This window comes from Polaromonas sp. P1_F2, assembly GCF_056405735.1.
This window is the reverse complement of record NZ_JBFUBN010000016.1, coordinates 44,517-70,706: the sequence shown is the minus strand read 5'-3', so window position 1 is coordinate 70,706 and position 26,190 is coordinate 44,517. Positions and strand designations below refer to the sequence as shown.

Here is a 26,190-nt window from a genome sequence, read left to right as displayed (position 1 = left end):
CCCTCATTCCTGTTGGCCTGCCGCCGCCTGGCTGAACACCATGCCGGGCCGGATGTCGAAACCGCGCAAAAAATCGGCCGCATCCAGGGCCTTGCCGCCGGCTTTTTGCAGCCGGCTCACGCGTAATACGCCGTCCACGGCGGCGATGTCTATACCCTCTGCGCCGGCGGCCAGCACCTGGCCGGCCTCTGCACCGGCGGGCCGGGCCGCGCCGGCAAGGATTTCGGCGCGCCAGAACTTGAGGGTCTGACCCGCCAGCACGCCGGCAGCAGCGGGAAAGGGATTGAAGGCGCGGATGCGGCGCTCCAGCACGGTGGCGCCTTGCGCCCAGTCCATCATGGCCTCGTGCTTTTCTATCTTGTGGGCGTAGGTGATGCCCTCGGTTGGCTGGGGCGTGGGCTTCAGGCCGCCGCAGGCCGCGAGCTCCAGCGCCTCCACAATAAGCCGCCCGCCCAAATCCGCCAGCCTGTCGTGCAGGGAAGCGGTGGTGTCCTGTGGGGTGATCGGCAGCCTGTCGACCAGCAGCATGTCGCCGGTGTCCAGCCCGGCATCCATTTGCATGATGGTGATGCCGGTTTCGGCATCGCCGGCCTCGATGGCGCGGTGGATGGGGGCGGCGCCGCGCCAGCGCGGCAGCAAGGAAGCATGGATATTGAGGCAGCCCAGCCTGGGCGTATCCAGTACCCATTGCGGAAGGATCAGGCCGTAGGCCGCGACCACCATGAGGTCCGCGCGCGCGGCGGCGATGGCCTCACGGGCGCTGGCGGCATCATCGGGGAATTTGCCGTCCAGGCGCAGGCTGCGGGGCTGGGCGACCGTGATATGGGCAGTTTCAGCCCACTGCTTGACGGGAGAGGCCTGCAATTTCATGCCGCGGCCGGCGGGGCGGTCGGGCTGGGTCAGGACCAGGGGGATTTCAAAACCGGCTGCGTGCAATCTTTCGACGGCCACACGGGCGAACTCAGGGGTACCGGCAAAAATGACGCGCATGGCGCCTGATTCTAAAGAGTCCTAGGGAAATCCCGGACTGCGGGCGGCAAAGCCCCGCGTGTCCCGCTGCGGCCGGCGGAGCGCTCAGCGGGTGGCTTCGCGGTCCTCGTCCTTTTTCTGCTTGATCATCTTGGTCTTGATGCGGTTGCGCTTCAAAGGAGAGAGGTATTCGACAAACACCTTGCCCAGCAGGTGGTCCATCTCATGCTGGATACAGACCGCCAGCATGCCTTCGGCTTCATACACCTGGGGCTTGCCGTCCAGGTCCAGGGCCTGGACCTTGATCGCCGTGGAGCGCTCCACACCGTCATAAATACCGGGCACCGACAGGCAACCTTCGTCGCCGACGCGCGTTTCCTCGCTGGCCCAGACGATTTCGGGGTTGATGAGCACCATGGGCTGGTTGCGGTCTTCGCTCACATCGATGACGATCAGGCGCTCGTGAACGTCCACCTGGGTGGCGGCAAGCCCTATGCCCGCCGCCTCATACATGGTTTCAAACATGTCATCGGCCAGCTTGCGCAGGCGGGCGTCCACGGCCGCCACGGGTTTGGCCACCGTGTGCAGGCGGGGATCGGGGTAACGAAGAATGGTCAGCTGGCTCATGAGGGAAGGCAAGGGAAAAGGAGGGGCGAAGGGGAGATGTCGCTATTTTCGCCACTTTTCTCGGTTTTTCAGCATCCTGATATTCCCAGAATCGTGTATTCGTTGCTTAATCAAGGGCTTAGGTACAAAATCGTTAGTAATTTATCAAGATATGACACGCTCTTTTTCGCCCGCATCCATTGCGGATCGTGCCGTGCCAGTCCTCTAAAAGCGCCGAAGGCCTACAAAGATGCAAACAATTTTTGGTCGTTTCAGTCAAATTTCAATAGCCGCCACCGCCCTTCTGGGCATTGCCGGCGGCCTGCATGCCCAGAATTTCCCCATCACACCGGGCCAAAAAGCAACAGCCACCCAGGTCGCCCAGGCGGGTGTCCCGCTCAGCGAGCTGGCGCCCAACGCCCCGGACGAATACACCGTCAAGCGCGGCGACACGCTGTGGGCCATCTCCGGCATGTTCCTCAAAAGCCCCTGGCGCTGGCCGGAACTGTGGGGCATGAACCTGCAGGACATCCGCAACCCCCACCGCATTTACCCCGGGCAGCACCTTTACCTGGACAAGACCGGTGGCCGCGCCACCCTGCGCACGCGCCAGGCCTCAAGCGACGGCCCGCCGACGGACACGGTGCGCGTGTCGCCCCGCACCCGCTACGAATCTCTGGCCGACAACTCCATTCCCACACTGGCGTCCAACGTCATCGAACCCTTCCTCTCGGAAGCCGTCCTGGTTGACGATGCGACCTTTTCAAGGGCTCCCCGCATCGTCGCCGCCCAGGAAGGGCGTGTGCTGCTAAGCCGTGGCGACCGCGCCTATGCGCGCGGCGAGTACGTGGGCGGCGTTGCCACCGGCACTCCCCTGAGCGACGCAAAAGGCCAGCCTCTGGATTACCGCGTCTACCGCAATGCCACGGCCCTGAAAGACCCGACCACCAAGCAGATCCTGGGCTACGAGGCGCAATACATCGGCAAGGCCGAACTCATGCGCGGCGAATCCGTCACCGAGGTTCCAGGCAAGGACGGCAAGCCCCAGCCGGAAATCGTGCCCGCCACCATCGACATCGTGTCTACCAAGGAAGAAATGCGCGTCGGCGACCGCCTGCTCCCCGACCCTCCCCGGGAGTTGGTCAGCTATGTGCCGCACGCGCCCGCCACTCCTATTACGGGCCAGATCGTCTCCATTTACGGCAGCGCCGTGGCAAACGCGGCTGAAAACCAGGTCGTGGTGATCAACCGGGGTGCTGCGGACGGGCTTGAACGCGGCCATGTCATGGCCATCCTCAAGGACGGCGAGCGCCTGGCCGACAAGACCGACAGCGCGCGGCCGCAGATCAAGCTGCCGAACGAGCGCAACGGCTTGATGATGGTGTTCCGCACGTTTGACAAGCTCTCCTACGCGTTGATCCTGCAGATCACCGACGGCGTCAAGGTCGGCGACCGCTTCGTCAACCCGAATTAAGCGCGATGCCTGCGTCCGGGCCCGCCACGGTGCGGCCTGCGGACGCAGCGCTTGCGCGCCCGCCAAACGCCGGCCCTCTCCCAAAGCCAGACTGACGTGGACACGCAAGAGCTTCAAGCCTGGCTGCGCTTGACCCTTTCCCCCGGCGTGGGAAACGACACCGCGCGCAAGCTCCTGGCGGCTTTTGGGTCGGCCCAGGCTGTCTTCAACCAGAGCGCAGCAGTCCTCACACAACTCGGCACCACCAAGCTGGCCAAAGCCATCCTGGCGGAACCGCCGGCGTTGGCGGCCCAGTTGCAGATCACCCTCGAATGGCTGCAGGCCGGCGAGGACAGGCAGGTAGCCACGCTGGGCGACGCCGCATACCCCAAAGCCCTGCTCGACATCGAGGACCCGCCCCTGATGCTCTACATGCTGGGCACGCTGGCCGGGCGGCCAACAGCGGCGCCGCTGATCGCCATCGTCGGCAGCCGCAACCCGACGCCGCAAGGCGAGGCCAATGCCCGGCAGTTCGCCAAGGCCTTCGGCGGCGCCGGGCTCTGCGTGGTCTCGGGGCTGGCCCTGGGCATTGACGGCGCGGCGCATGACGGCGCCCTGCTGGGCGGCGGCGAAACGATTGCCGTGGTGGGCACCGGACTGGACAGGGTCTATCCCAAGAAGCACCTCGCGCTGGCACACCGGATCGTGCAACAGGGCATGATCGTCAGCGAATTTCCCCTCGGCACGCCGCCGCTGGCGGCGAATTTCCCGCGGCGCAACCGCATCATCTCGGGCCTGTCCCGCGGCACCCTGGTGGTGGAAGCGGCGCTGCAATCGGGCTCGCTGATCACGGCGCGGCTGGCGGCGGAGCAGGGCAAGGAAGTCTTTGCCATTCCCGGCTCCATCCACTCACCCCAGTCCCGCGGCTGCCACGCGCTGATCAAGCAGGGGGCCAAGCTCGTGGAAGTGGCGCAGGACGTGCTGGAAGAGCTGAACCTTTCTACCGTCCCCCGCGCAACCGGCAACGATGAGACGGCGGCCGGCCCGGACGCAGGCGATCCGCTGATCGCGGCCCTGGGGTTTGATCCCGTCAGCCTGGACGCCTTGCAGGCGCGCACCGGGCTGGACACCGCGCGGCTGCAGGCCAGTCTGCTGGAACTCGAACTGTGCGGGCAGGTGGTGCGCCTGCCGGGCGGGCTGTTCCAGCGCCTCGCAGCCGGTTGACGAGGCGAATTCCGATGCGCCTCAAGCGCCTGGCCGGAGGATCGACACGGCCGGCTGCATCTGCGTTATATTGGGTGCATGTTTGAAGTACTGGTGTACGTCTACGAGAATTACTGGCAAGGTGACGCTTGCCCCGAACTCCACCGACTGAGCCGCAAACTCACCGCGGCGGGCTTCGATGCCGAGGAAATCCAGGCAGCCCTTGTCTGGCTCGACGGCCTGAACACCGCGGCCCAGGGCACGCAAATCAGCCTGCCGGCCAAAACCCCGCAGGATAACGGCGACTCCTCTGCAACCGCCCCCGCCATTCAGCCGCAATCCGCCGGCAGCCTGCGTGTGTACTCCGTCGCCGAGCAGGTGCACCTGGGCGCGCAGAGCCTGGGTTTTGTGAGCTTCCTCGAGTCCTCCGGCGTATTGCCGCCGCACATGCGCGAGATCGTCATCGACCGCGCCATGGCGGCCCCGGGCGACCCGGTGACGCTGGACGACCTGAAAATCATCGTCCTCATGGTGTACTGGAGTTTTGGCGAAGAGCCCGATGCGCTGGTGCTCGACGAGCTGTGCGACGACTCGGAATTCCGCCTGGCCCACTGAACTGAACGCCGGGCGCCGGCGGCTTGGCCCCGTGCGCCAGGGCGCTCTTCCAATGCGTAATTTAAAGACCTAGCCCAGCAGGCGCTCGGGATTGGCGTCGAGCTTGGCCAGCGCATCGCGCGTGGCGCGCACCGTCAGCGCCTCCTCTTCCGTCGGCACCAGCAAGCCCGCCTGCAGGTAGGCGGCCAGGCGGCGCGCCTGAATCAGGAAATTGCGGCCGTCAGCGGAAGCAAACAGGTGCAGCTGCTTGCGGTCGCTGCACCAGGCGAACTGCACATGGCTGACCTTTCCGTTGTGGTCCAGGCTGAACCACGAGCCCAGCTGCAGTTCCTTGGCCCAGGCGCGCATGGCCTCTGTGGGATGGCTGCCGCCGTCGGCAATCACCTCGATGTCGGTGGCGTCTATGCCTATCATGGTCACCAGGCTGTCGGTATCCAGCGGCAAATCCCCGACGTCCTCGTCGGAGAGGTAATCCTCGAGGTTGGTCAGGCGCTTGGCCATGGCCTCCACCTTCTCCACGGGAATCGCGTCGGTCTTGGACATGAAGGCATCGGCCAGCGTGTCGCTGATGATTTTCAGGTGCCCGTCCTGGTCGGCTACGCCCAGCCCCAGCATGGACATGCCCAGGCGCAGCAGCTGCAGCAGCTTGGGCAGGTCGGCGATCACGCGGGCGCGGTCGTTGCGGTTGGGCTTGGCGCTCGCCGCCCACACCAGGTCGGCGGCGGCCCGCTTGAGCGTGAGGGTCTCCTCATGCTGCGGGCCGTTCCTCATGGCGGCGATCGCCAGCACTTCGGCCCAGACCTTGAACAGGAACTCGCGGATTTCATCGCGGACCGGCATGTCATTGAGCATGTTGCGCATCTCAATGGTGTACTGGATGGTCATGGTCTCTTTTTGCTCGACCTGCTGGGCCACGCTCACCACGCGGGCAGCGCTGCCGTGTTCTGACAGAAACCTGGACAGGAATTTGTCGAATTCATCGTAAACGAGCTGGAACACCCGGCGCCCGGTTTCAGGGTATTGCTCGATCACCTGCACGACGCGCTTGATCTCCGCTTCCAGCACGCCGCCCGCCACCGTGACGTCGAAACCGAGCACGCAGGAACCCATGCGGTCTATCAGGCGGCGCGCGGGATGCTGCAGGGACTCGAAGAACTCGGGCTCGGAGATCGCCACGCGCAGCACCGGCATCTGCAGGCGCGCGAACCAGACGCGGATCACGGCGGGAATACGGTCTTCCGCCAGGATGCTCTGGAACATCAGGGCCACGATTTCAATCGTCGCTTTTTCGGAGGAGGTGGAAGCAGCCTCCTTGAGCTTGGTGGTGCGCTCACGCAGAACGCCCGCGGCATGGTCCACCTGCGCCTGGCCGTAGACCTGGCCTTGCGCATCCGCGAGCAGGGTGCGTTCCGCGCCGGTTTCTTCCGCGCGTTCCACGCTGGCCATGGCCTGCGCCAGCGGCGGCGAGGCCTGGCTGGGGCGCGTGTCGTCGAAACCCGCCGCCTGGTTCGACAGCAGGCGCTTGAGTTGCCCCATCACGCCCTGGGCGCGCATGCGTGCCCTGGCCAGGGGTGTGGTGGCGGTCTGCATGCGGGTTTCTTCGTGCACCCCCTGGCCCGGCCCGGTGTTCGCTTCGGGGCCTTTTGCCGCATTGGGCTTGCCGGCATTCTCAATGCCGTTGCCTGCGTTGCCGGGACGGCCCGCAGCGCCGGGAGCGGCCGCGCCACCACCCGAAATACGGCCCGCCGGCGGCCCGCCAGAAACGCCGCCGGCCGCGCCGCTTGCGCCTCGCGCGCCACCGCCTGTCACACCGTTGCCGGTCCCGCCGTAGGGAGAGCCGGCGCCGCCTCTGGATGATGAAGATGAAGCTGCGCCGGAACCGCCTCCTCGGGCACTGCCCGCGGAAGCCGGGCCCCGGCCGCCGGGGTCACTATAGGAAGATGAGGCATTGTTCCCACCGGGGCCGCCGTAAGCCGCACCACCGCCTGAAGCACCGCCGCCGCCCATGCCGGACCCGGCCCGGTTGTCACCGCCCTGCGGGGCTTTGTCTCTCTGCGCTTCAGCTGCCGTTTTGGCGGCGGTGCCAGAGCCGGCACCGGCGGCCGAAGGCGTGCGCTTGACCAACGGCCTCAGGTCGATTTCGGCCATGACGCCGTGCTGCACAAGGAATTCGTTGGTGGCGTGGTAGGTTTCGAGCAGGTGCTCGCCCATGTCCTTCTGGATGGAACTCTGGACCGCAACCAAGACTTCGCGGGGCAGGGAAGCAATGCTCCACTGCTCGACCAGATGCTGGGCGAGCACTTCAGGGCGCAGGATGTCCTGCTTGTGAAGCTCGGAAATCCCCTCCAGGTTCTGGATGCGCAAGCGAAGGTCGTTGAGTTCCCAGCTGGTGAAATCGAGCAGGCGCAGGGCCAGGCGTGAGGCGAGGATTTTGTCCTCCATCACGTCGTTACCCATCAGTTCGAATTTTCCGCTGTCCAGGAAACGGGCGGGCGAGTTGGCGGCGGGAACGGCCTGCGCGTTGGCCCAGGCCGCGGCGGTGCCGCGGACCCATGCATCGCCGCTTTTCTGGAAAGCCAGCCAGCCATCGCGCCTTTCCTGCATGTCGCGGGCGCTGCCCGGCTGGTCGACCAGCGCGGACAGTTTGTCCTTAATGGTTTTGGCGAGTGCGGGCAATATCCGAGCGGCACGCTCCGTAAACAGCGCGCGAGCCTGCTCGACCAGAAGACTGTTATTTTTGTTGCTTGGAGCCACGACCGCCCTGGATGATTAGCCTATAGCTTACACCGTGGCCCCTGCGTTGGGGTCATTGGGATCCTCGCCTTTTTTGGCCGGCGCCTTGACCAGGTCTTCCCGCTTGATGCCCAGCCACATCGCAATCGCGGCCGCCACAAAAACCGAGGAATAAATGCCGAACAGGATGCCGATGGTCAGGGCCAGAGCAAAGTAAAAAAGTGTAGGGCCACCGAATAACAACATCGACAAAACCATGATCTGGGTCGAGCCGTGGGTGATGATGGTCCGGCTGATGGTGGAGGTGATCGCGTTGTCGATGATCTCCACGGTGTTCATCTTGCGGTAGCGGCGGAAGTTCTCGCGGATCCGGTCGAAGATCACCACCGATTCATTCACGGAATAACCGAGTACCGCCAGCACCGCCGCCAGAACAGCCAGCGAAAACTCCCACTGGAAGAACGCAAAGAAGCCCAGGATGATGACGACGTCGTGCAGATTGGCGATGATGGCCGCCACCGCGTACTTCCACTCAAAGCGAAAGGCCAGGTAGACCATGATGCCAAAGACCACCATGGCGAGCGCTTTCAACCCGTCATGGGCCAGCTCCTCACCGACCTGCGGGCCCACAAATTCCGTGCGGCGCAGCGTCACGTCGGGGCTGGCCGCCTTCAGGGCTCCCAGCACCTTGTCGCTTTGCTGGGCGGTGCTCACGCCCTTCTGGGCGGGCAGGCGGATCATCACGTCGCGCGAGGTGCCGAAGTTCTGCACCTGCACGTCGGCGAATCCGAGGCCGGCCACGGTGTCGCGGATCTTTCCAACGTCGGCGGCCTGGGTGTAGTTCACCTCCATCAGGGTGCCGCCGGTGAACTCCACCGACAGGTGCAGGCCGCGCGTGATCAGGAAGAAAACGGCCAGCGCAAAAGTCGCAAAACTGATGATGTTAAAAATCAGGGCATGCCGCATAAACGGAATGTCGCGCCGGATTTTGAAGAATTCCATCTGGGGTCCTTGGGAAACTCAGGAAAAAGAGGCCGGGATTACTTGGTCGCCACGGCGCCGGACGCGGCGGGCCGCCACACGGTGCCGATGGAAACCGACTTGAGCTTTTTCTGGCGGCCGTACCAGAGGTTGACCAAGCCGCGCGAGAAAAACACCGCCGAGAACATGCTGGTCAGGATGCCGATGCAGTGCACCACCGCAAAACCGCGGACCGGGCCTGAACCAAAGGCCAGCAAGGCCAAGCCGGCGATCAGCGTCGAGATGTTGGAGTCCAGGATGGTGGCCCAGGCCCGTTCATAACCCGCGTGGATGGCCGCCTGCGGCGATGCCCCGCTGCGCAGTTCTTCACGCACGCGCTCGTTGATCAGCACGTTGGAGTCGATGGCCATACCCAGCGCCAGCGCCATGGCCGCCATGCCGGGCAGGGTCAAGGTTGCCTGCAGCATGGACAGCACCGCCACCAGCAACAGCAGGTTGACGGCCAGTGCCAGGCCGGAGAACAGGCCGAAGAGCATGTAATACGCCGCCATGAAGGCCACGATCACGACAAAACCCCAGGACACGCTGTGAAAGCCCTTGGAGATGTTGTCGGCGCCCAGGGTCGGGCCTATGGTGCGCTCTTCTATGATTTCCATGGGCGCGGCCAGCGAGCCGGCGCGCAGCAGCAGCGCCAGGTCGTTGGCTTCAGTGACGCTCATGGAGCCGGAAATCTGGAAGCGGTTGCCGAGTTCACCCTGGATGACGGGCGCCGTCAGGACCTCGCCCTTGCCTTTTTCGAACAGCAGGATGGCCATGCGCTTCTTGAGGTTTTCGCGGCTGGTGTCGCGCATGATGCGCCCGCCCTTGGCATCGACCGTGAGGTCCACCTTGGGCTGCTGGTTCTGCGAGTCGAAGCCGGGCTGGGCATCCGTCAGGCTCTCGCCGGTCAGGATCACCTGCTTTTTGACGATCACCGCCTGGCCGTTGCGTTCGAAGAAGCGCTCGTCACCGAAAGGGACCGCGCCGGTATTGCCCGCAGCGGCCCGGGCCTCGGCGCTGTCGTCCACCAGGCGCATTTCCAGCGTGGCGGTGCGGCCCAGGATGTCCTTGGCCTTGGCCGTGTCCTGCACGCCGGGCAGTTGTACCACGATGCGGTCTATGCCCTGCTGCTGAATCACCGGCTCGGCCACGCCCAGCTCGTTGATGCGATTGTGCAGGGTCACGATGTTCTGTTTGAGCGCCTGGTCCTGGATACGGCGCGCGGCTTCGGGCTTGATGCTGGCCGTCAGCTTGTATTCGGTGCCGTCCGGCGCATCGGCGGTCTGCAGGTCGGCAAACTGGTCCTGGATCAGCCCTTTGGCGGAGGCCAGGGTGGCGGAGTCGCGCACCTTGATTTCAATGGCCTGTCCATTGCGGCTGATGCCGCCGTGCCGGATGTTCTTCTCGCGCAGCGACAGGCGGATGTCGCCGGCCAGCGATTCGGCACGCTTGGTCAGCGCCGCCTGCATGTCCACCTGCAGCATGAAATGGACGCCGCCGCGCAAGTCCAGCCCGAGGTACATCGGGAAGGCATGCAGCGAAGTCAGCCAGGCGGGCGAACGCGACAGCAGGTTGAGCGCGACCACATAGGATTGATCGTTCGCATCGGGCGCCAAGGCTTTCTGGATGGCATCCTTGGCCTTGAGCTGCGTGTCGGTGTCGCCGAAACGCGCCTTGATGGAATTGCCTTCGAGCGTAATGGCGTCGGCCGCGATACCGGCGTCCTTGAGGGACTGCTCGACCTTGGCGAGGGTCGTGCTGTCGACCTTGACGATGGATTTGCTGCTGGACACCTGCACCGCAGGCGCTTCACCGAAGAAATTGGGCAGTGTGTACAGAGCCGCGATCAGCAGCGCGACCACGATGATGGCGTACTTCCAGGCCGGATAACGATTCATGGGAGGGCTGTTCCTGGTGGACAAATGAACAAAAGGGGCGCCCGCATCAAGCAGCAGCCCCGATATACCGCAAGCCCCTGTGGATCCTCACAAGGGGCCTGATGCCTTACTTGGCCGTGCCGATCGCGCCCTTGGGCAGGACCTGGATGATGGCGCTGCGCTGCATCTGCACTTCAACGCCGGGGGCCAGCTCAAGGGTCAGGTAAACGTCGCCCAGCTTGCTCACCTTGCCGAGCAGGCCGCCGGCCGTCGCGACTTCATCGCCCTTGGCCAGCGCGTCGATCATGGCGCGATGCTCCTTCTGCTTTTTCATCTGCGGGCGGATCATGACGAAATACAGCACCACAAACATCAACACCAGGGGCAGCATGCCCTGAAGCGAAGACAGCGACATCATGTCGCCACCGGCGGCTGCGGCTGGAGCGGTTTGGGCAAAGGCGGAAGAAATGAACACGGCTAACTCCACAACATATTAAAGACACACTGGCGCGCGCGCCGTCCAGCACGGACGGCGCGCGGAGTCCACGATTGTATGCGGCAGGGCAGCCGCACAAAGGGGTAACTGGCGCGCCCCAGGGGCTTTTCAAGCCGGGTTTACGCGCAGCGGGCCGCCGCGGGCTTTGCCGCGGGGCCGGCTTGTCAAGGAAAGCCCGGGGCCGAGGCGGCCCCGGGCTCAGGCGGCTTTCCGCTGGACGGTAGATCCGGGGGTACGAAAGGACTGCATCAACGCGGTCCACTGCGGCCGCGCGGCGGCCAGGTGGCGCGCCTTGACGTGGCCATAGCCCTTGATCATTTCGGGAATCCGGGCGATTTCCAGCGCCGTGGCGTGGTTTTCGGCCGTCAGGCCCGCCAGCACTTCTTCCAGGCTGGTTTTGTACTCCTCGATCAGGGCCCGCTCCGTGCGCCGCTCTTCGGTACGGCCAAAGACGTCCAGCGGGGTGCCGCGCAGACCTTTCAGGCGGGCCAGCATCTTGAACGCACCCAGCATCCAGGGGCCGAACTGCTTCTTCTGCAATTCGCCCTTGTCGTTTTTCGGCGCAATGAGCGGCGGCGCCAGGTGGTAATGAAGCTTGAAGTCGCCTTCAAACATGGCATTCACTTTGCCCAGGAAGGCCGTGTCGGTGTGCAGGCGCGCCACCTCGTACTCGTCCTTGTAAGCCATCAGCTTGAACAGGTAACGCGCCACGGCTTCGGTCAACGTCGTTTTGCCGAGCGGCGCCTCGCCGGCCCGCACCTTCTCGACAAACGCCTGGTAGGCCTGGGCATAGGCCGCGTTCTGGTAGGCCGTGAGGAAGTCCACCCGCTTGGCCAGCATTTCGGCCAGCGCCGGCTTCTTCACGAATTCGATGACCTGCGCGGCCTTGAACAGCGCCTGCACCGATGCCAGGTCGTGCGCGCAGCGACGGCCCCATTCAAAAGCCGCCTTGTTGTTGTCGACCTGCACGGCATTGAGTTCAATCGCCCGCATCAACGCGGCATGCGACAGCGGCACCCGCCCTTTTTGCCAGGCAAAGCCCAGCATCAACGGGTTGGTGTAAATCGAGTCGCCCACCAGTTGCACCGCCACTTGCTCGGCATCGAAGCTGCCCAACAAGTCAGCACCCACTGCGGCGGTCACGGCACTCTCGCAATTGCCGCCCGGGAATTGCCAGCCGGGGTTGGTCACAAAAGCCGCCGTCGGCGTGCCATGCGAATTCATGGCCACATAGGTGCGGCCCGGTTGCATGACGGTGAGCGTGTATTTGCTGGCGGCCACGATGGGGTCGCAGCCAATCACCAGATCAGCCTTGGCGGTGTCGACCTTGGTGGTGTAAATCGCTTCGGGCCGGTTGGCGATCTGGATGTGGCTCCAGGTGGCGCCGCCCTTTTGCGCCAGGCCGCCGGCGTCCTGGGTGACCACGCCCTTGCCTTCAATGTGCGCGGCCATGCCCAGCAGCTGGCCGATGGTGATAACGCCGGTGCCGCCCACGCCGCCCACCACGATGCCCCAGGCGTTTTCGGCCACGGGCAAGATGGGTTCTGGAACCGGCGGCAGGCTGCTGGGCGCGCCCTTCTTTTCTTTCTTCGGTTTCTTCAACTGGCCGCCCTCGACGGTGATGAAGCTGGGGCAGAAGCCCTTCACGCAGGAATAATCCTTGTTGCAGGTGTTCTGGTTGATGCGGCGCTTGCGGCCGAATTCGGTCTCCAGCGGCTCCACCGACAGGCAGTTGGACTGCACCGAGCAGTCGCCGCAGCCTTCGCAGACCAGTTCGTTGATCACCACGCGTTTTTCCGGGTCCACCAGGGTTCCCCGTTTGCGGCGGCGGCGTTTTTCCGTCGCGCAAGTCTGGTCGTAAATGATGGCGGTCGTGCCCTTCAGTTCGCGAAACTCGCGCTGGATGCGGTCCAGTTCGTCGCGGTGGTGCACCGTCACGCCCTCGAGCAGCGGCGCGCTGTCGTATTTTTGCGGCTCGTCGGTCACGATCACCAGTTTGGCCACGCCCTCGGCGCGCAGGCTTTGCATGATCTGCAGCACCGAGTGGCCTTCGGGCCGTTCGCCGACCTGCTGGCCGCCGGTCATCGCGACCGCGTCGTTGTAAAGAATCTTGTAGGTGATGTTCACGCCCGAGGCGATGGCCTGGCGTATCGCCAGCAGCCCGCTGTGGAAGTAGGTGCCGTCGCCGAGGTTGGCAAAAATGTGCGCGTCGGTCGTGAAGGCCGCCTGGCCCACCCAGGTCACGCCCTCGCCGCCCATCTGGGTGAAGGTGGAGGTGGAGCGGTCCATCCAGGTCGCCATGTAGTGGCAACCTATGCCGGCCACGGCGCGTGAGCCCTCGGGCACGCGTGTGCTGGTGTTGTGCGGGCAGCCGCTGCAGAACCAGGGCGCGCGCTCGCCGGTGTCGGCCTTGCCTTCAGCCAGGGCGCGCTCTCGCCCTTCAATCACGGCCAGGCGCTCGTCCATGCGCGAGATCACATCGGCCGGCACGCCGAGTTTTTTCAGGCGCTTGGCAATCGCCTTGGCGATGATGGCCGGCGTCAAGTCGGCCTTGGCGCGCAACAGCCAGTTGTCGCTCGGGTTGGAGCGGCCCCATTCGCCGCCAGAGGCATCGCCCTCGGGCTCGTCGAACTTGCCCAGCACGTTGGGCCGCACGTCGGCGCGCCAGTTGTAGAGTTCTTCCTTGATCTGGTATTCGATGACCTGGCGTTTTTCTTCCACCACCAGGATTTCCTGCAGGCCTTCGGCGAAGTCCCGCGTGATGGTGGCCTCCAGCGGCCAGACCACGTTGACCTTGTGCAGGCGTATGCCCAGCTGGTGGCAGGTCTCTTCATCGAGCCCCAGGTCGGCCAACGCCTGCCGCGTGTCGTTGAAGGCCTTGCCGCTGGCGATCAGGCCGAAGCGGTCCTTGGGACCGGCGATGACGTTGTAGTTGAGCTTGTTGGCACGGATGTAGGCCAGCGCGGCATACCATTTGTAGTCCATCAGCCGCGCTTCCTGCTCCAGCGGCGCGTCGGGCCAGCGGATGTGCAGCCCGCCGGGCGGCATTTCGAAGTCTTCAGGGATGATGATCTTCACGCGGTCCGGGTCGACCAGGATGGAGCTCGAGGATTCCACGACTTCCTGGATGGTTTTCATGCCCGACCAGACACCCGAAAAACGGCTCATGGCGAAGGCGTGCAGCCCCATGTCCAGGATGTCCTGCACATTCGACGGGAAGAACACAGGCAGGCCGCAAGCCTTGAAAATGTGGTCGCTCTGGTGGGCGGCCGTAGAGCTCTTGGAGACGTGGTCGTCGCCGGCGATGGCGATCACGCCGCCGTGTTTGGCGGTGCCGGCCATGTTGGCGTGCTTGAAGACGTCCGAACAGCGATCCACACCCGGGCCCTTGCCGTACCAGATGCCGAATACGCCGTCGAATTTCTTGCTTTGCGGGTACAGGTCCAGTTGCTGCGTGCCCCAGACCGCGGTGGCGCCCAGCTCTTCATTGACGCCAGGCTGGAACACGATGTTCTGCGCGGCCAGGTGTTTTTTCGCGGCCCACAGCGCCTGGTCATAGCCGCCCAGCGGCGAGCCGCGGTAGCCGCTGACAAAACCCGCCGTGTTCAGGCCTTCGATGGCATCGCGCGTGCGCTGCAGCATGGGCAGGCGGACCAGCGCCTGGACTCCGCTCATGAAAGCACGGCCGTGGCCTAAAGAATATTTATCGTCGAGAGTGACGGTTTCCAGGGCTTTGCGGATGTGTTCAGGTAGGGGCGCGTTCATGTTCGTGGGTCTCCAGGACTGTTTTTGGTACCGCCTTGTGGGCAGGCTGGCAAAGGGTCCGCCCGGCTAGGGCCGGCCCTCTATATGCATGCAAAGTGTATGCCGCCGGCCCTGATATGTCTTTGCTTTGTTTGCCTGATTTAGGGTGGTTTCAGAAAGAATCTTGCTGCAAAATGGCGAGCATGGAAAGATTAGATAAGTTTGACATCGCCATCCTGAATGAGTTGCAGCTTGACGCTCGCCTGACCAACACCGAATTGGCCTCGCGCGTGGGCTTGTCGGCCGCGCCCTGCTGGCGGCGTGTGCGGGCACTGGAAGAAAGCGGCTTTATCACCGGCTACCGGGCCGAGATCAACCGCCACAAGATCGGGCTGGGCGTGCTGGCTTTTGTGCGGCTGGACGCCGACCGCAACAGCGGCGACGCCACGCGCCAGCTCGAGGAGGCCATCAAGAAGCTGCCGGAGATCGTCTCCTGCCACTACATCAGCGGCACCGGCACCTTTGAATTGCAGGTGGTGGCGCAGGACCTGGAGGCCTTCAGCAAGTTCGCGCTGCAAAACCTGATCAACCTGCCCAATGTGAAGGACCTGCACACCAGTTTTTCACTGGGCGAGGTCAAAGCCAGCAGCGCGCTGCCGCTCGGGCATTTAAGCTAGTTCGCAGGCCGGCAGCGCTCTCCAAGGCAGCCCCGAGAAAGCTGGAAATGCCTGAACCCGCGCTCAGGCCTTCACCTTCATTTCGAGGGCGGTTTTTCGGCGTTCACCAGGTTGCCGCTGGGCAGAACTATCCACTTGTCCGTGTTCACCATATTGCCGTCAACATTGATTTGCCACCTGCCGAGGTCCACATAGGCAATGATGGAATGGCAGTCAGCCGAAGAGGTGCAAAGTAAAAACTGGGCCCACCCGTCCGAGGCGCTGTTTCTGAAATACCAGGAAGACCACCATTTAAAGTGAATCGGCTTGTTGGCTTCAGGTGACTTCGTGGCAACCAGGTACGCCGCCAGGCCGTTCTTCGCCAGCGGAAACATATCCGCTGAAGCGATGCGATAAGCACCGAGGCCAACGCTGGCGGCGTACGCGGCAACAATGCCAAAAATCCAGGCGATAACTTTTGTTTTTGGGCTCATGGGAACACGGATTTAATCACGGCGCTCACACCCTCTGAGGCGTGAGCCGGTGTGAGACGGCGGGCGGGCAACTGACTTCAGTACCATGTTAGCTTGCCTTGACCGGAACAAGCACTTTATATGGGGGGCTGCACTCTGCTCTCCCCCTTGGTTCGCCTGCCCTGGAGATCTCCATGACGAAATTCCGAAATGCCGTGTGCGCCCTGTGCCTGCTGCCATCCATGTTTGCTCCCGCCTGGCTCATGGCGCAGCCATCGCCCGGCTCAAGCCCCGGCGCCGAAGCGCTGCCCATGCGCAACCTGCAAATTGAAGTGCGGCAGGCCGGCAGCAGCCTGCGCTCCCAGAGCGCCTTGGGCGCGCAGGGCGGTATCGTGTTGCAACCGGGACGTTCGGGCGCCAACGCCCACATCACAGCCCAGGACAGCCAGCGCAGCGACACACGCGACCTGGTGCAGCGGGTGCTGGTGCTCAACGGCCGACCCGCCAACATCAACCTGGGCAACAGCCAGCCGCTGCGGCTGGTGCAGGGGCGCCAGGCCGCCACCGTGTTCATCGATGCCAACAGCGGCTTTTCGGCACGCCCGCTCTGGTACGGCGGCGACAGCGTGGAGCTCGAACTGGCCGCCGGACAAGCCAGCCGCGCAGGCTCGTCGCCGATGGCACCCTTGTCCTCATCGTCCACCAGCACCTCGCTGAGCGTGCGCCTCGGGGAATGGGTCACCGTGGCCGAGTCCGACGACGCGAGCGCCGGCAACAGCAGCGGCATTGCCGATAGCCGGCAATCGACGCGGCGGGATGGCATGCGCGTCGAGGTTCGTCTTTCGGTACGTTAGTCGCGCACGCAACGTGCTACCAGCGGTAGCTGCGGATAGCGCAGCACCGCCTCGCGCCCACTGGCACCCAGGCCGAATTCGGCGCGCATGCGCGGGTTGCTGTACACCGTCTGCTGCGGCCCTTCGCCGCCGGCGTCGCGCTGGAGCAGGTCACGTCCGCCGGAGCCTTCCAGCACTGCTGTGTCATCGATGAATCTGGCGCGAAACTCGATGCCCTGCTCGCAGCGGTACAGCGGGCCGGCATCCTGCCAGTTGCCGCCGGCGCAGCCGCCCAACGCCGCCATTGCCAGCAGCGCCGCGAAGGTATTCCTTGCCTTGTTCATGATGACTCCTGAAGAAGGGTTCAGCGCGGCCAGAGCACCCACAGCCGCAGCGGCTGGTTCATGCGCGCGGCGAACTGGCCGGCCTCGGGCCCGGTGCCGGCGAAATAATCGGCCCGCACCGCGCCCACGATGGCGCTGCCGGTGTCCTGCGCCAGCACCAGTTTTTGCAGGCTGCCCGCCGCGCCGCGAGAGGCCAGCCACACCGGTGTGCCGTAGGGAATGCTGCCCGGGTCGACCGCGATGGAGCGTCCCGGCGTGAGCGCCACGCCTTGCGCGCCCTTGGGGCCGAAGGCTGTGTCGAGTTCGCTCAGGGGCTGCTCCTGGAAGAATGTATAGCGCGGGTTGCTCCATAGCATCTGCTGCACGCGTTGTGGCGTATTTTTCGCGGCCCAGGCCTTGGTGGACTCGATCCAGGGCGCGGTCATGCGGCCTTCGCCCTGCTCCAGCAGCCATTGGGTGACGCTGCGAAAGGGCTGCTCATTGGAGCCGGCATAAGCCACACGCACCATGCGCTGCGAGCCGTCGGGCTCGGTCAGGCTGAGCCGGCCCGAACCCTGGATGTGCAGAGACATCGCCTCGACCGGGTCGGCCAGCCAGGCGATCTCGCGGCCGCGCAGCGCAGCCCTGGCTTCGGGCGAGGTGTCGATCTCCTGCCGCGAGAACCAGGGCTTGCGGCTGGCCAGCGAGGCCGGCGGTCGGTACAGCGGCACCTCGTAGCCCGCGCCGGCCTGGCGGCTGGCCTTGAGCAAAGGTTCGTAATAACTGGTCAGCAACCCGTCGGCCGCGCCCTGCAGGCTTTCGACGCGATAGGGCTGCAGCCGGCTCACCATCCAGTTGCGCTGCGCGTCGGGCGAGGCGATGCTCAGGCGCCGCACTTCGGCGCACAAGGGTGCGAAGACCGGACCCGGCCGCTCACAGCTCTTGAGCCAGGCGTTCCAGGCCTCGAACAGCGCGTCTTCTTCAAAGCCCGGCAGCTCGGCCCAGCGGACCGCCACCCAGCGGCTTTTGCCCTGCACCAAGGGCGCGGGCAAAGGACCCGAATCGCCGGGCCGGCTGCCGGCCGCGGTGGGTCCTCCCGCCGGCACTGATGAGGGCGGCAGCGGCGGGCTGGCGCAGGAAGCCAGCAAGGCCGTGATGGCGATAATCGTGCCAAGCCGCATGGAGCGTTTTTCATGCACGGCGCGTATCGACGGTATCCAAGGAAATGTCATGGCCTTACTTTTGCTGGAAGCCCTGGGGGCATTGCTGCTGCTGGTGTTCATTGTGTGGTGGACGATGTTCTCGGGCCGCAAGAACGGTGAACTGAAGGAGCCGGAACCGCCGGCGCCCGGCCTGGAATCCGACAAGAAGTAAGCGGCCTCCGGCGCTACAGGTTGCGCAGCAGGTTGGCGAGTTCCACCGCCGATTTGACACCCATTTTGTCAAACACCCGCGCCCGATGAACCTCCACCGTGCGCACGCTGATATCCAGCTGGTCCGCGACCAGCTTGTTGGGCAGGCCGCCCACCACCAGGCGCATCACGTCGCGCTCGCGGTCGGTGAGGCCGTCGATGCGCGCCTGCAGGCCGGTGGACTGGCTGTGCTGCGCCAGCGCCGCGGCGGAATGGTTGAGCGCCTGCTCGATGCGGTCCACCAGCGCGTTGTCCGAAAACGGTTTTTCGCAAAAGTCAAAGGCACCTCGCTTGACGGCATCGACGGCGGTGGGAACGTCGGCATGGCCGGTGAGGAAAATCACCGGCAGCGTCGGCAACAAGCCGTAACCAATGAGCTTTTCAAACATGGCCAAGCCGCTCAGGCCCGCCATGCGCACGTCCAGCAGCACGCACGACGGCGAGCGCACTTCGAAGCGCGTTGACACCCGGGCGTCGAAGGCCTCGGCGCTGTCAAAGGTCTCGCTCAGCAGGCGGCGCGAGCGCAGCAGCCAGGCCAGTGCGTCACGCACGCTGGCGTCGTCGTCGACGATGTAGACGGTGGCATTGTGAATCGGTTCCATGGCTGTCCTTCAGGCTTGCGGTGATTCGCCGTCCCGGGCCGGCGCCGCGGGCAGGGTGAAACTGAAAATCGTACCCTGCGGTTCGGCCGCTTCAAATCCGAGGAAACCGCCGTGCTGTTCTATCACGGTGCGGCACAGGCTGAGCCCCAGGCCCATGCCCTCCTCCTTGGTGGTGAAAAAAGGCGTGAAGAGGCGCTCCGCGACATCCCCGGCGATACCCTCGCCGCGGTCGATCACCGCGAACTCGACCCAGCGGCTGTGCGCATTGGAAGCGGCGGGGCGTATGCGCAGGGTCAGCACCTTTTCGGCGAGCGCCCCGCCACCGGGCTGCGCGCCCTCCGGCTGCCCCTGCATGGCCTGCATGCCGTTGCGCGAGAGGTTGAGCAGCACTTGCTCGACCATGGTGCGGTCGCACAGCACGGGCTCGCAGGCCGGGTCGACCTCGATCACGACACGCACGCCGAGCTTGCGGGCCTGCAGGCTCACCAGCGGCATGATGGCGTCGAGCAGCGCGCGCGGCTGCACCGCCTCGCGCACCTGGTCGCGCCGGCGCACGAAGTCGTGCACGCTCTTGATGACCTTGCCAGCGCGCTCGGCCTGCTCGGCGATGCGGCGCATCGCCAGCTGCAGGTCTTCGGACAAAGGCGCCGGCGTCGGGGCGGCCGCGCGCGCCCGCTCGGCGCCGGTTTCCTCCTGCAGCAGGTTGAGCGAGCCGGTCGCGTAGCTGGAAATCGCCGCCAGCGGCTGGTTGAGCTCGTGGCTCAGCAGCGAGGCCATTTCACCCACCATGGCCAGCCTGGCCGTGGCCTGCAGGCGGTCCTGGCTGGCGCGCGAGAGTTCCTCGACACGGCGCTGCTCGCTCACGTCGAGGATGGCGCTCATCCAGCCGGTGTGCTTGCCCACCGCGTTGATCAACGGCGCTTCCATGATCAGCACCGGAAAGCGCGTGCCGTCGCGCCGCATGAACACCGACTCATGGCCTTCGCGCGGCAGGTTGCTGCCCGCCAGCCGGATTTCCTGGCGCTGCTGGTAGACGCCGGCGAGTTCCGGCGGCCAGTAGGGCGAAGGAAAACTCTGGTTCAGCAAATCCTTGGCCTCCACGCCCACCATCTTGCAAAAAGCCGGGTTCACATAGGTGATGCGGCCCTGCAGGTCGCGCGCGCGCAGGCCCGTGAGCACCGAGTCTTCCATGGCCTTGCGAAAGGCCAGCGCCTCGCCCAGGTCGTGCTCGACCTTGAGCCGGCGCCGCATGTCCCTGGCCAGCAGGAAGAGCACCGCCATCAGCGCCAGCGACATGGCGGTCACCAGCGCCGTCAGCACGTTGGGGAACAGGGCCGGCGTGCCCAGCCGGCTTTCCATCCGGACCACCAGCGTGTTGCCCGGCAAATCGAGCAGTTGCTGCGCGATGTAGATGCGGTTGCCGCGCGAGGGCACGCCGTGCAGCGCCAGCCGCGTGCCGTCGGCCTCGGTGAAGGACAGGCCGACGCCGCGCGCCAGCTGCCGGCCCACCAGTTCGCCCAGGATGTCCTGCAGAGAATAGGTGGCGACCGTGTAGCCCGTGAGGCGGCCGGACACCACGATGGGCAGGCACATGTCCAGCACCTCCAGGCCCAGGCCGTCGCGCTGCGGCATGAAATAGCTGGTGGAGTAGGCCGCGCCGCTCAGCCGCCGGGCGGTGGTGCAGGTCAAGCCCACGTCGGCTTGCATGCCGGCCCGGCCGAGCCGTTCGAACACCGAACTGCGGTAGGGCGTTTCGACAAAGGCCAGCACATCCAGCGACTCGCCGCGCCACTCGAGCCGCATGATCTCGCGGTGCTCGCGCAGCACTTCGGCGGCCGGCGCATGCCATGCGCCGGGGGAGCGTTCGCCGGACTGCAGCGCCTGGAAGGTCTGGATGTTGCGCGTCAGGCCCGAACGGATGTCGGTGACGGTTTCGGCGGCGTCGTGCTCGAGCCGGCTTTGCACCATGCTGGATTCGTAACGCCCCGCCAGCCAGACCAGGATGCCCAGCAAAGCCGCGACCAGCACCAGCAACAGGGCCCACAGCGCCCAGCGCCGGCTGGCCCGGCTCACATTGACGCGCGGAAACTTCACGCCCTGCCGCTCCTCACAGGACGCAGTGGCGCAAGGCCGGCAGGCGGTCGCGCACGCCCTGCAGGTTGGTGGCCAGAACTTCGGCCATCACCACTCCCGCACCCTCCTCGCGCCCGGCCAGGATCTGGCCCCAGGGATCGATGGCCATGGTGTGGCCCCAGGTGTGGCGCCCGTTTTCGTGGATGCCGCCCTGGGCCGCCGCCAGCACATAGGCCTGGTTCTCGATGGCCCGCGCGCGCAGCAGCACTTCCCAGTGCGCCTGGCCGGTGGTGTAAGTAAAGGCGCTGGGCACCAGCAGCACGTCGGCCTTCAGGGCGCGGTAGAGCTCGGGAAAGCGCAGGTCGTAGCAGACGCTCATGCCTATGGTGTAGACATGGCCGTCGCGCGATGCCAGCTCGAAACGCACGGGCTGCGTGCCGGGCTCCAGCACGCGCCTCTCGTCGTAGTCTTCCTGGCCCTGGGCGAAGCGAAACAGGTGGATCTTGTCGTAGCGGGCCGCGCATTCACCTGAAGGCGCATAGGCCAGCGAGCAGTTGCGGGCGCGGCCGGGGTCGGCCGTGGCCATGGGCAAGGTGCCGCCGACAATCCAGAGCCCGAGTTCGCGCGCCGACCGGCTCAGGAAATCCTGGAGAGGTCCCTGGCCGGGCGTCTCCTGGAACTGCAGCTTGTCGGTGTCCTTGCGGCCCATGATGCAGAAATACTCGGGCAGCACGGCCAGCTCGGCGCCCTGCGCCGCGGCCTGCCCGAGCAGCTGGTGCGCCACTTCGAGGTTGTCCTCGATGCCGGTGCCCGACACCATTTGGATAGCGGCTACTTTCATGGTCAGCGTGTCTCCGTGGAAGCCTGGCTGGGCTTGTTGTCGGCCTGGGCCTTGCGGTCCAGCTTGGTGACCCGGGGGTCGGACCAGGTGCCGTCGATGTGGAACTCCTGGGTCGCCGCCTGCATCAGGGGCCGGCGCAAAAACATCTGCGCCAGGAAGCTGCCCAGGCCGATGGCGGGATTAATGGCGGTGGCGATCAGCGAGGCCGTGCCGGCGTTGATTTCCGGCACCACCACGACCTTGATGTCCTGCGTCTCCTTGGCGATATCAGCCGAGCCTTCCATGAGCACGGCGGCGTTGACGCCGCGCATCTGCAGGTTGTTGGTGTAGGCCACGCCCTGGTTGATATTGACGTCGCCGCGGACGAAGTCGAAGGCGAAGCCCTCGGAAAAAACATCACGGAAATCCAGCGCCAGCCGCCGGGGCAGGGACTGCAGGCTCAGCACACCCAGCAGCTTGGCGATGCCCGGGTCGGCCTTGACGAACTGCCCCGACTCGACATTGACGTTGAACTGCCCGCTCATGGACGGGTAGTCAAAGCTCAGGGGCGATCCCACCCAGGCCACCTGGCCTTCGAGCTTGCCCTTGCCGCGGCGGATCACCTCGCCCATGCCGAAGCGCTTGAGCAGCGCCCCCGAGTCGGAGATCTCCAGCTTGAAGTTCATCACCGTGCGGCGGCGTTCGGCGGCCGTGCGCGCGGCGGCACGGTTGGCGCCTGCCGCGGCGGCGGCCTGCGCATTCAGCGCCACCCAGTTGCCGTTGGCCGTCAGCACGGCTTCGGGAAGGATCACGTTGAGCTTGTTTAGCCGCCATTCGCGCACACCCTCGCGCGCCGCGGCCGATGCGCCGCGATTGACAGCCTCGATCTCGACCCGGCCCAGCTTCTTGCCGCGCAGCTCCAGGTCTTCCACCACGATGTCCAGGGCCGGGATGCTGGCGGGCTGCTCGTTCAGGATGGCCTCTACGTCGCTGGCCGTGCCGGGCTCGAGACTCAGGCGCGAGAGCCGCGCGTAGACGCGCCCGGCGCCGATGCCGCCGGGTTGGCGGAATTCCACATAGCCGTTGAGTTCGGTCGCGTCGATGTTGGCGCGCCAGGTCAGCCCCTCGCGCGAGCCGCCCACCACCACGTTGTTGAGTTTGCGGCCTTCGACTACCAGCTCTTTGGCGCGTATGGCCATGGTGGTCGGCAGGTAGCTCATGGCGGCGTTCGCGGCGGCGCGGTTGAGCGCGGCGGACGCCGCCGGCGGAGCCGCCTGCAGCGTGCCGCCGACCGTCGAGTCGCCCAGCAGCTTCTGCCAGGCGTCGAGGTCCACATGGGCCAGGTTGATGTTGGCCGCCACGCCGGCCTCCTGCAGCGGCACGGTCTCGCCCGGCTCCAGCCCCACGGCGATGCCGCCGCGCAGCACGCGCGGTTCGGCGCCGCTGAGGTCGCGCACATAGACGATGGAGGCCGTGCGCCCTACCGAGACCGACATCTGGTCTTCCAGCTTTTGCCCGGGGGCCATGGAGCCCTGCAGCAGGACGTTTTCAAAACGCAGCGGCAAGGCCGCATCGGCGGTTTTGCTCAGGGGCGCGGGCAGGCTCAGCGCCATACCCTGCAGGTTGCTGGCGACGGTCAGCTCCGGCATGCCGCGGCGAAACCCGAGCGTCGCCGTGTAGGCCGTGCTGCCGCTGGCGTTTTGCGCCATGCGCGCGAGCGGGCCCAGTTCCCTGGCCTGGCGCAGGCCTTCCGCGGTGACGCTGCCTTGCGCCTTGAAGGTCGTGACGGTTTCGGTCTCGCCGCCGCCCGTGGCACGCGGTTGCGAGCGCAGGCCGCCGTCAAACCGCACATCGCCGCCCAGCAGTTTTGCCTGGCCGCCGGCGACGGAAAAGCCCTTTTCGCTCACGTTGATCACGCCCTTGAGCTTAGACAACATGGGCGCGGCCGCCGAGAACTGCACGTCGTTGCCGGGCAGCGTGACAGTCCCTTCCACGCGGGACTTGTCGATCGAATGGATGGGCAATTCCAGGCGGAAGCGGTAGTCGCCCGTACCGGTGGCGGTAGCCGCAGCCAGCGCGTGGCTGGTCATGCCGCCCACCGGCGACTGGTTGACGAAACCCACGGCGTCGGCCAGCGCGCCCTTGAGGTCGACGTTCACATTGACCGTCGAGTTGTGGGTCAGGTCCGGAATGCGCGCCTCGCCCTTGACCAGTTGCAGGCCCGGCAGGCCCGCAACCTTGCCGCTGGCGCCGTTCACTTCAAGCGCCGCGCGATTGAAGACCAGTTCGCCGCCGAGCTCGGTCAGGGCTGGCCATGGCGCCGCGCCGGTCGGCTGTATGGTCTTGGGCACATAGGCGAAGTGGCCGTTGCGGATTTTGGCGGACACCCGGAAGTCCCCTTGCGCCGGGTTGGTAAAGGGCAGGTGCTCGAGCGGGCCCTTGACCTTGAACTTCACGTCGCTGACCTGGCCCTGCACCACCGCATCGCGCACATAGTGGCGGACGGGGTCGGGCAGCACCAGCGGCAGGTAGCGGTGCACGCGCGTGCCGTCGCCCCGGCTCAGGCTGCCCTGCAGATCGAGCACACCGGGGAAGCGGTGGTCGGGCGCGCCCGCGGCGGGCGCCGGGCCGGCCGCGTCCTGGGTGCGCCAGCTGACCTGCGCCTCGCCCTGGGCATCCGCGTTGGCGAACTGCAGGTTGCGCAGCTGCGCCTCGACTTTCCGGCCCGAGAATTTCCATTGGGCATCGACTGCCAATTGGTCGAAGGGCACCAGCGAGTCTTCAAAGACCCCGGGCAGGTCGAGCGCGCCATTGGCGATCCTCACCTTGGCCTGCCCGCCGTCCTGCGTGAGGTCGAAGTCGATCGCGGCGCCGCTGATGCCCGGCCTGCCGGGCTTCGGATGCGCCGGGGCACCTCCCGCGGGCGCCGAAGCCGCGGCTGCCGGCGCCGGCAGCGCGGCAACGCTCAAGCCCGCGACCCGGCCTTTCGCGGCATAGCTGCTGGGCGCGGCCATGGGCCCCTGCCAGCGCGCCTCGACGGCCTCTACCAGCCCCTTGGGCGCGAAGGAGGTGATGAAGCCGTGCGTGGCGGCATCCAGCGGCAGGCGGTTGGCGATCTGCGCGAGCGCGGCCAGGTCAAGCTTGTCGGCCTTGAGTTCCGTGTGCTGCGGCGCGCCGGCTTCGTCGCCGGTGTGCACCAGGGTCACGTTGCCGCCGGGCCACTGCAGGCCGTCACGGGTGCGAAAACGCAGACCCTCGGTGTTGAAGTCAAAACCGTTGGCGCGCTGGCTCCCGCCTATGCGCCCCGCAACGGATTCGAAAGCCAGCGGCTGGAGCTTGGCGCCGAAACGGGCATCCACGTCCTGCAGCGCCACGTCGGCCGTCCCGCCGGTGATCCGGCCTTTGCTCACGTCGGCCCAGGCGCGCAGCGCGCCGTTGCCGCGCGCCAGCTCCACGCCCAGTGTGTCCATGTTGACGTATTGCCGCACGCGGGAGGCATCGACGCGGCCGAACTCGGCGAACAGCTGCCCGGTCCAGGTGTCGAAGTCGCCGGCGCCGCCCGACAGCAGCGATTGGCGGAACATGCCCCTGACGCTGAAGCGGTCACCCCATTCCGCGGGCGGCGTGGCATCCAGGCGCAGCAGGTGCCGGCGGTGCGCGTTGCGCATGACCCAATCGACCTGCGTGAGCGCCAGTGGCGGCGCGCCTTGCAATTCGTCGGTCCAGCGCACGGTACCGCCGCGCATGACAAATTCGGTTTGCGAGAAGAACCAGTCGGCCGCGGCGCTCTCGCCGCCCGCCCGGTCCTGCGAGACGTCCAGGCCGCCCACATAGATTTTTCCGTTCGCGGCGCGGCGGATGTCCAGCTCGGGCTTGTCGATGGAGATCTGCTCGAAACCCAGCCCCCAGATGGAAGAAGGCGACAGGGCGCCGAGCACGCGCGGCAGCCTCAGGGCCTCGCGGCCCTGCGCGTCCAGCAGGGTGACGTCGCGCAACTCGAAGGACGGGATCATCCCCTGGGTGTGCGCGGTGATTTCACCGATGCGCACAGGCACCCCCAGGGCCTTGCTGGCCTCTATTTCCAGGCGCGGACGGAATTCGCCGATTCGCGGCACAATCCAGCCATGCAGCACGAACCAGCTCAGGCCGAAGAGCAGCCAGGCCGCGGCGACAAGCCACAACAGGACGCGCAGGATGAGGGCAAGCCAATGCAGGCGGCGCGGCGGCAGGGTGGACAGGCTGGGAATCGTTGGCTCCATTGACTTGAGAATTATGACCGCCG

Annotated in this window: 20 protein-coding genes; 6 read left to right on the top strand and 14 right to left on the bottom strand. The window is 65.7% G+C overall.

The features are described from left to right. Nucleotides 1-3: 3 nt before the first annotated feature. Together fmt and def are read right to left on the bottom strand one after the other, a co-directional pair. Nucleotides 4-990: a methionyl-tRNA formyltransferase gene (fmt, locus tag AC1D0O_RS23375; protein WP_477655873.1), complete on the bottom strand. Its 987-nt coding sequence runs from the start codon at nt 988-990 to the stop codon at nt 4-6. Between the two features lie 84 nt (nt 991-1,074). Beyond that, the gene (gene def / locus AC1D0O_RS23370; protein ID WP_477655872.1) at nt 1,075-1,596 is read right to left on the bottom strand and encodes a peptide deformylase; all 522 of its coding nucleotides are present in this window, start codon (nt 1,594-1,596) and stop codon (nt 1,075-1,077) included. Nucleotides 1,597-1,825: 229 nt separating this feature from the next. Here def and AC1D0O_RS23365 point away from each other — a divergent pair, with 229 nt between their 5' ends. From AC1D0O_RS23365 to AC1D0O_RS23355, 3 genes are all read left to right on the top strand, one after another. Then, nucleotides 1,826-3,049: a LysM peptidoglycan-binding domain-containing protein gene (locus AC1D0O_RS23365; protein ID WP_477655871.1), complete on the top strand. Its 1,224-nt coding sequence runs from the start codon at nt 1,826-1,828 to the stop codon at nt 3,047-3,049. A 96-nt stretch (nt 3,050-3,145) separates the two neighbouring features. Beyond that, nucleotides 3,146-4,252 carry a DNA-processing protein DprA gene (gene dprA, locus AC1D0O_RS23360; RefSeq protein WP_477655870.1) on the top strand — a complete coding sequence of 369 codons (1,107 nt, stop codon included), beginning with the start codon at nt 3,146-3,148 and terminating at the stop codon, nt 4,250-4,252. A gap of 78 nt (nt 4,253-4,330) precedes the next feature. Beyond that, nucleotides 4,331-4,846 carry a Smg family protein gene (locus AC1D0O_RS23355; protein WP_477655869.1) on the top strand — a complete coding sequence of 172 codons (516 nt, stop codon included), beginning with the start codon at nt 4,331-4,333 and terminating at the stop codon, nt 4,844-4,846. Between the two features lie 69 nt (nt 4,847-4,915). Here AC1D0O_RS23355 and AC1D0O_RS23350 read toward each other — a convergent pair whose 3' ends face one another. From AC1D0O_RS23350 to AC1D0O_RS23330, 5 genes are all read right to left on the bottom strand, one after another. Further along, nucleotides 4,916-7,600: a DUF1631 family protein gene (locus AC1D0O_RS23350; RefSeq protein ID WP_477655868.1), complete on the bottom strand. Its 2,685-nt coding sequence runs from the start codon at nt 7,598-7,600 to the stop codon at nt 4,916-4,918. A 27-nt stretch (nt 7,601-7,627) separates the two neighbouring features. Then, nucleotides 7,628-8,581, bottom strand: a complete 954-nt coding sequence (gene secF / locus AC1D0O_RS23345) for a protein translocase subunit SecF (RefSeq protein WP_477655867.1) — start codon at nt 8,579-8,581, stop codon at nt 7,628-7,630. A 38-nt stretch (nt 8,582-8,619) separates the two neighbouring features. Next, nucleotides 8,620-10,497 (bottom strand): protein translocase subunit SecD, encoded by a 1,878-nt coding sequence (secD, locus tag AC1D0O_RS23340; RefSeq protein WP_477655866.1) that lies wholly within the window; start codon nt 10,495-10,497, stop codon nt 8,620-8,622. A gap of 106 nt (nt 10,498-10,603) precedes the next feature. Beyond that, complete coding sequence (gene yajC, locus AC1D0O_RS23335) at nt 10,604-10,951, bottom strand: preprotein translocase subunit YajC (RefSeq protein WP_477655865.1); 348 nt, start codon at nt 10,949-10,951, stop codon at nt 10,604-10,606. 219 nt (nt 10,952-11,170) lie between these two features. Then, nucleotides 11,171-14,737 (bottom strand): indolepyruvate ferredoxin oxidoreductase family protein, encoded by a 3,567-nt coding sequence (locus AC1D0O_RS23330; RefSeq protein ID WP_477655864.1) that lies wholly within the window; start codon nt 14,735-14,737, stop codon nt 11,171-11,173. A gap of 182 nt (nt 14,738-14,919) precedes the next feature. Between AC1D0O_RS23330 and AC1D0O_RS23325 the strand changes: the two genes are divergently transcribed. After that, the gene (locus AC1D0O_RS23325) at nt 14,920-15,393 is read left to right on the top strand and encodes an Lrp/AsnC family transcriptional regulator (protein ID WP_477655863.1); all 474 of its coding nucleotides are present in this window, start codon (nt 14,920-14,922) and stop codon (nt 15,391-15,393) included. Nucleotides 15,394-15,470: 77 nt separating this feature from the next. Here the strand turns inward: AC1D0O_RS23325 and AC1D0O_RS23320 are convergent, their stop codons facing one another. Beyond that, nucleotides 15,471-15,866, bottom strand: a complete 396-nt coding sequence (locus tag AC1D0O_RS23320; RefSeq protein WP_477655862.1) for a hypothetical protein — start codon at nt 15,864-15,866, stop codon at nt 15,471-15,473. A 173-nt stretch (nt 15,867-16,039) separates the two neighbouring features. Here AC1D0O_RS23320 and AC1D0O_RS23315 point away from each other — a divergent pair, with 173 nt between their 5' ends. After that, nucleotides 16,040-16,699 (top strand): hypothetical protein, encoded by a 660-nt coding sequence (locus AC1D0O_RS23315; protein WP_477655861.1) that lies wholly within the window; start codon nt 16,040-16,042, stop codon nt 16,697-16,699. Here the strand turns inward: AC1D0O_RS23315 and AC1D0O_RS23310 are convergent. Together AC1D0O_RS23310 and mltA are read right to left on the bottom strand one after the other, a co-directional pair. Continuing rightward, a complete protein-coding gene (locus tag AC1D0O_RS23310) occupies nt 16,696-17,022 on the bottom strand; it encodes a hypothetical protein (RefSeq protein ID WP_477655860.1) in 327 nt (108 codons plus the stop codon). The two genes, AC1D0O_RS23315 and AC1D0O_RS23310, sit on opposite strands and share 4 nt — an antisense overlap. A 20-nt stretch (nt 17,023-17,042) precedes the next feature. Continuing rightward, nucleotides 17,043-18,284: a murein transglycosylase A gene (gene mltA / locus AC1D0O_RS23305; protein ID WP_477655859.1), complete on the bottom strand. Its 1,242-nt coding sequence runs from the start codon at nt 18,282-18,284 to the stop codon at nt 17,043-17,045. Between mltA and AC1D0O_RS23300 the strand changes: the two genes are divergently transcribed. Then, nucleotides 18,232-18,375 (top strand): hypothetical protein, encoded by a 144-nt coding sequence (locus tag AC1D0O_RS23300; protein ID WP_477655858.1) that lies wholly within the window; start codon nt 18,232-18,234, stop codon nt 18,373-18,375. The two genes, mltA and AC1D0O_RS23300, sit on opposite strands and share 53 nt — an antisense overlap. A 13-nt stretch (nt 18,376-18,388) precedes the next feature. On the opposite strand, the gene AC1D0O_RS23295 is transcribed toward AC1D0O_RS23300, so the two are convergent. The 4 genes from AC1D0O_RS23295 to AC1D0O_RS23280 are packed head-to-tail and all read right to left on the bottom strand — an operon-like array spanning nt 18,389 to nt 26,167. Then, nucleotides 18,389-19,015, bottom strand: a complete 627-nt coding sequence (locus AC1D0O_RS23295) for a response regulator transcription factor (protein ID WP_477655857.1) — start codon at nt 19,013-19,015, stop codon at nt 18,389-18,391. Nucleotides 19,016-19,024: 9 nt separating this feature from the next. Beyond that, complete coding sequence (locus AC1D0O_RS23290) at nt 19,025-21,109, bottom strand: two-component system sensor histidine kinase NtrB (RefSeq protein ID WP_477655856.1); 2,085 nt, start codon at nt 21,107-21,109, stop codon at nt 19,025-19,027. Between the two features lie 13 nt (nt 21,110-21,122). Continuing rightward, on the bottom strand, nt 21,123-21,929 hold the full coding sequence (locus AC1D0O_RS23285; protein ID WP_477655855.1) for a carbon-nitrogen hydrolase family protein: 807 nt from the start codon (nt 21,927-21,929) through the stop codon (nt 21,123-21,125). A 2-nt stretch (nt 21,930-21,931) separates the two neighbouring features. Beyond that, nucleotides 21,932-26,167, bottom strand: a complete 4,236-nt coding sequence (locus tag AC1D0O_RS23280) for a YhdP family protein (RefSeq protein WP_477655854.1) — start codon at nt 26,165-26,167, stop codon at nt 21,932-21,934. Nucleotides 26,168-26,190 lie beyond the last annotated feature (23 nt).